The organism is Microcystis sp. M49636_WE2, from assembly GCF_030065375.1.
Taxonomy (GTDB): Bacteria; Cyanobacteriota; Cyanobacteriia; order Cyanobacteriales; family Microcystaceae; genus Microcystis; species Microcystis aeruginosa_C.
The window spans coordinates 1-5,492 of sequence record NZ_JASJFG010000951.1; the positions used below are offsets into that span (position 1 = coordinate 1).

General features: G+C 41.5%; 5 protein-coding genes and 1 pseudogene. 4 read left to right on the top strand and 2 right to left on the bottom strand.

The genetic code is table 11. The annotated features are described in order from the left end of the window. Nucleotides 1–324: 324 nt before the first annotated feature. Together PX484_RS21855 and hmpF are read right to left on the bottom strand one after the other, a co-directional pair. Nucleotides 325–549 carry a hypothetical protein gene (locus PX484_RS21855; protein ID WP_004267926.1) on the bottom strand — a complete coding sequence of 75 codons (225 nt, stop codon included), beginning with the start codon at nt 547–549 and terminating at the stop codon, nt 325–327. Nucleotides 550–1,330: 781 nt separating this feature from the next. Continuing rightward, nucleotides 1,331–2,971 (bottom strand): pilus motility taxis protein HmpF, encoded by a 1,641-nt coding sequence (gene hmpF, locus PX484_RS21860; protein WP_287664268.1) that lies wholly within the window; start codon nt 2,969–2,971, stop codon nt 1,331–1,333. 649 nt (nt 2,972–3,620) lie between these two features. On the opposite strand from hmpF, the gene PX484_RS21865 reads away from it, so the two are divergent. From PX484_RS21865 to PX484_RS21880, 4 genes and pseudogenes are all read left to right on the top strand, one after another. Further along, a complete protein-coding gene (locus tag PX484_RS21865; protein WP_004267924.1) occupies nt 3,621–3,743 on the top strand; it encodes a DUF4388 domain-containing protein in 123 nt (40 codons plus the stop codon). A gap of 55 nt (nt 3,744–3,798) precedes the next feature. Then, nucleotides 3,799–4,056 (top strand): hypothetical protein, encoded by a 258-nt coding sequence (locus tag PX484_RS21870; RefSeq protein WP_004267923.1) that lies wholly within the window; start codon nt 3,799–3,801, stop codon nt 4,054–4,056. Between the two features lie 757 nt (nt 4,057–4,813). Beyond that, a complete protein-coding gene (locus tag PX484_RS21875; protein WP_004267922.1) occupies nt 4,814–5,179 on the top strand; it encodes a response regulator transcription factor in 366 nt (121 codons plus the stop codon). A gap of 182 nt (nt 5,180–5,361) precedes the next feature. After that, nucleotides 5,362–5,492 (top strand): annotated as a pseudogene (locus PX484_RS21880) (RNA-guided endonuclease TnpB family protein); the annotation flags it as partial.

Genomic DNA, 5,492 nt, shown 5'->3' on the forward strand with positions numbered 1-5,492 from the left:
AAAAAGTTCGACTCGTTTCTTGCAGAATCGTTAAAGCATTATCGCGCAAATTCATTCAGTCCTCTCCTCACGCCAACTTAGGTAACTACGAGTTAAACCAATCAGACAGATCGGTTTAGGTTATTCCGATGTTCCTAAGACCAAGTTGCTGTCCATTGTAGTATGATTATTCAAAATTTCGAGATTATTCCCGAAAAAATCAACCATTAGGGTATTCTTGACAATTTTTCTTTCTGGGATATGTGAGGGATAATTAGGGTAATTTTTCGAGATTACGGGCTTAAAAAGCCGATTTTACCCGTTTTTAAGCAGTATTTTGCGGCTTCATGGCAGGGATTGAAAGGAGGTCACTTGTAAAACTGGCCCGATCATGGCCAGAGTCATCACATCTGAACGAATTTCACCCATAACTGTCACTTTTGCCTTTTTTTGAGTTAATTCGGCAGGCGGTTCCATTAATTCGTAGGTTTGACCGTTATCAGCAATTAATGCCCAAGTTCCTGTGCCTATTTCGATTCTTTTTACCTGACCCGTTACACTAACACTCATGCTTTAATTTCCCTCATCGAGGCGATCGCAATTGCCGCCCCTGTTACAAGCATTGTATCGATATCTTTCCTCGGCATTGATTGCCAATTTTGCCGGACTTTAACCCCGTAAATCAGTTTTTTTTATCTAAAAAGCGATCGCTACTTCCGCCACCACCGCTAAGAGGGAGGCCACAGCCGCTAAAATCATTATTTCTCGATCGGATTGTCTCATAACTAGGGTTTGCGGCAAAAAGTTTTTCTTGGGGGCAGGGTGTGGGGTGTGGGGTTTGGGGTGTAGGGTTTTACCGATTTTGAAGGGGTCAATTACCTAATTTTCAGGGAAAAAGTCCCTGAATTTTCCCCCCGATCACTCCCATATCTGGTACTTTTTGATTTACAAAAACTCTAAAAGTCTTAACCAACAAGGGTTTTACTATTATTCAGCAAGCCCTAACTATCTGAGTATAAATTACTAATCTTAGTCTACACCACATCTAACCTAGATTGGTTCTTCGTTACTTAGTATGGTTCGATAGGGTGGCATAAATGGACTAAATCCTTATCTGGCAAGAGATTTAATTGATTAGTTCGCTCTAGATCGAAAACAATTAACAAAAATCGCCAAATGTCTTTCTCTATAAGAGTTTCATTCCTTATAACCCTGTACGTTGCATAAGACAAACCGAAGAACCCCTAGATTTAAATCGATATAGATAAAAAGCTATAAAAGTTATCGGCAAGAAGGGAGAAATCTTTTTCTGAATTACCCTGTGTTATTTGTTCAGGAACCCTAATTAAGCCTAACTGTTAATAGCGTAATGATATGCAATACCATTAGATTCCATAGGTATAAACCAATGGGAGATATTTTCTAGTTTTTGACGGATTTGATCGAGATGATCCTGCACGGGTTGCAGGAAAGTTTCGTACTGTTGTATCTGAGTTTTTAAACGCACTAATGCCAGATTAGCATCGCGCCATTGTCGCTCCTGTTCTTCAAATTCACGAGTTTTTTGCTCTAAATCTGACCATTGCTCGTCAATAGTATCTCTGTTTTTTTGTAAATCCTCTTGTAGTCGCTTGATTTCTGCTGCTAAACGTTGACTTTCTTGGAGATTATTTTGATAACTATCCTCTAGGAGAATTAACACTGGTTCAAAGCTACATTTTTGGGCATCTTCTGGGGATAAAATTCCCTGTCTCCGGTGCAGAATTTTCAGATGTTGAGAGCGAATAGCTTGCCTTTCTCGAAGATTACGTCTCTGTCCGACCAAAGTTTCCGCCAGCATTCCTTTTCTCTCCTGTTCCTCGGCTAATTCTTCTGCTAAATTAGCTCGCTGGGATTCATCTATTGTGGTCATTCTTGCTTCTAATTCTTCCACGGTTTGGGATTGGAGAGTTAATTCTTCCTCTTGGTCATTGACAAAAAGTTCCAAGCGATCGAGGTCTGTTTTTAGATTGTTAACTAAGCTCTCCAATTCTTCCAAAGGCATTTTTTCAAGAGCTTCTAGATCGATTTTACCATCAAAATCTAGGTCTGCTGCTTGGGCGAGACGAATAAGCATTTGTCGAGTAGAATCAGTGGTTTGTAGGGTGAGGTTAAGGCGATCAAATAATTCCTGTTTTTGACTCAGAACAGTTTCTTGTATTTGTAGTTGTATTTTCGTTGTTTCCAAAGCAGTACGACTTATCTGTAATTCCCTGGCTCTTTGTTCGAGATGATTGAGCATTTGTTCGTTGGCGACCTGACGATTTTCTACAGCTTTTTTCTGCTCCTCTAAACTCTGCCAACAACTATTTAAAATTGTCTGTTGTCCCTGCACAGATTCAAGAGTTGAATAGAGAATTTGTGAGGGAGGATTGCCCAGATCGTGATTATTAGCTAAACTCTCCGCTAGAGAACGAATAAATTGTTGTTGTTCTGGGGAAAGATTGGGGGAGGAGTTGAAATTTACTTTTTCTTCTTCCAGGTGTCGCTGTTGCTCTTGTAATTGTTGTTTTAGGTTTTCCAGTTCTTGTCTTTTGCCCTCTAAATAATCGAATTCTGCTTCTATTCGCTCAATTTGATCAATTCTTGCCTCCATTTCCATTTTCTGGCGGTTGAGAATCTCGCTTTGATAGGTGAGGGATTGTTTCCACTGATCGATTTTCTCTTGATCTTCCTTATTGCGCTCCATCAAACGGGAAATCTTTTGCAGTTGTCGCACCATCTCTGCTCCCGCTAATTCTGGGTTTCCTTGCAGTTGACGATTATCGCTCAAATTCACCAAGAGAAGCGCACCTTCTCCTATGGAGTTAGTTTCGTCGTAGGTTAAGATATCGTTCCCCGCTATGGCACTCCACGTCTGATCTTTATGCTGACAGGCCAATAGTTTCAATTCGGTTTTGTAACCGCCGATAAAACCTTTAGTCTGTTTTTTTACTTCTGCAAGGTATAGCACGAGTAGTCTTCCTGTGTGATGAAAGTTTTTGTAATTGGTTTTATAGAGAGTTGATGATCGAGGCTGGGAGCGGCCTGTCTATAGTTTCAGTGTAACCATCGGCTGCCAAAAAATTTTTAGTTTCTATCATTCGATTTTTTCTTTTTGAGACATACATTTGTTCTCAATTTTTCCTCTTACCCACTGGAAAATTTTAAATTTTTGAAGATTTTTCAGCACCAATTTACTGACCTAGTCTCAAAAAATTCGGCAGTCAATCTCATAAATCGGATCAGGTTTTCTCACCCCTTTTACCTCTGGCTGCAGTTTGAATAAGCTGACCATACATCTAAATTATCGGTTAAGACGGCGTGAGAGCGAGAGGCAAGGATAGAAAGCTAGACCTTTTGTACTGAAAATTTCAAAGGCTAGTTTAAATGCAGCAAAGCTTACTGAAAAATATCTTACATAATTAGCTTATCAGATTTATTATTAGTGACAAGAGGAAGGAAGACAGCGTTTCTCCTAAAGATGAAGTATGACGAGATTTGGCATCATCCCCAGACGAACACCTAAAACCAGAGACTTCGTACCTCAACATTAAGATAACTGCTATCGGTTCTTCTAGACTAAAATAAATAGCGTCTAGTGGGGGAGATTCCGAGAAATTATGCAAGGAAGTTTCAATGAGATTGACCTTCCCAGTATTTTACAATTGATTGAATTAGGACAAAGAACAGGAGAACTATTGATAACGATCTCAGTATTGGTGAAAAAGTCGAGAGTATTTTAGAAAATTCTAACTATTCCTGTGGTCTTTTCCATTAGAAGCTCTCGCTCAGGCTATAGTGATCGAAGCGGCTCTCATTCTCTGGGATATCGCCCTACCAAAACTCGACGGTTTAACCGGTCAAGGGGGGCTGCTGGCAAGGGTAAAAGCCAAAATGGGTTCTCTCATTCTTTGTGTGATCAGTTTAACTTATATAGGAGCGATCAATCTTTGTGTCCTTTGTGTCTTTGTGGTTCGTTCCACTCGCTACTCGCTGGGTGCATCTCATTTTTGTAAATCTACCAATTGGGATTTTTACGGGGAAACTCTCGGCTAAAATCCGGTATTACTTCCGATTTTATCACTCAATCCCAGCTTTTGGGGGGTTCTACCCCCAAACCACCCGTTGGGGGCGAGGCGCGGCCACTGAGCTTTTACATTGAGCCTGTCGAAATGTGTCGAAATGTGTCGAAATGTGTCGAAGTGCCGCTCCCAAACCCCGGAGCGCATTAGCTTGTCGGTAGGATGCTTACAGACAGCTGCTGATACATTTGTAGTCATCCAAGAGTCACTGATAATTGCTGATTGTCGGTATTCCCGCAAATGTGAGATGCGCCCCACTCGCTCCCTGGCACGAATGTATCTTAGAATACATTTTACCCACCAAATCCAAGAGAGTCCAAAATGGTGGGGGCAACCGATTATTTAAGCAAACCTTTCAGCGAAAATGAGTTATGACTGCTGTTGGAAAAATACCTTGAGGGGAATAGAGGAATGGGGGAATTAGCGTAATGGCAGGATAGGGGAATGTCAACTAAAACCCTAAAACCCTAACATCCTAAAACCTGACACTAAACCCCAAACCCAAAAAAAAATCTCTTGGCTAGTCGTTTCTAACAGTGGAATTGGGAAATGTAGGAATAAAACCCGAAGGGGTCAATCAAGTCCTTGTTGAGAGGGAAACCCCCTGATAAATTTCAGAGTGCGTTGGAGGCAAAAAATGGGAGCAATTTCGGAGCATCGGGTCAACGGAAACTATTATCGCGCATCTTTATTCCATTGTTATTCTTGGCGGCCTAGCTGGGTAGGGAGTTATGAGAGAAATATTGCTGGTAGAAGACAGCCAAGCGCAACGGGAACTGATCTGTGATCTACTCCGCAATAGCGGCATTAAGGTCACGATCGCCAAAGATGGGGTGGAGGCCCTCGAACATATTCAGAGAGCCAATCCCGATCTCGTCGTCCTCGATATCGTCATGCCCCGCATCAATGGTTATGAGGTATGTCGTCGTCTTAAGTCGGATCCCAAAACCAAAAATATCCCCGTGATCATTTGTTCCTTGAAAGGGGAAGTCTTTGATCGCTATTGGGGCATGAAAATCGGAGCCGATGCCTACATTGTCAAACCCTTTGAACCGATTGAGTTCATTGGCACTGTTAAACAGCTGCTACGCCGATAAAATCGCCTTCACCGGTGACAGTCTAGCTATGCTATAGGTCAAGACAGCTAAAAACGCTGACCGAAAATTTGGGTACAAGCCCCGCCATGTCCGCGCAGGGTCGGGCGGCTTTAAATAAATATGTATTGTCAACTTAAAGAATTTTGTGTTAAGATATTGATACTCGGTCAAGCAGTGTCAAAATGTTTGTACTAGAATACAAAGTTAAGCCAAAACCTAATCAGATAGAAGCCATTAATGAGGCAATACGGACAACCCAATTTGTTCGGAATAAAGTTCTGCGTTATTGGATGGATAATCCTGGTGTTGGCAA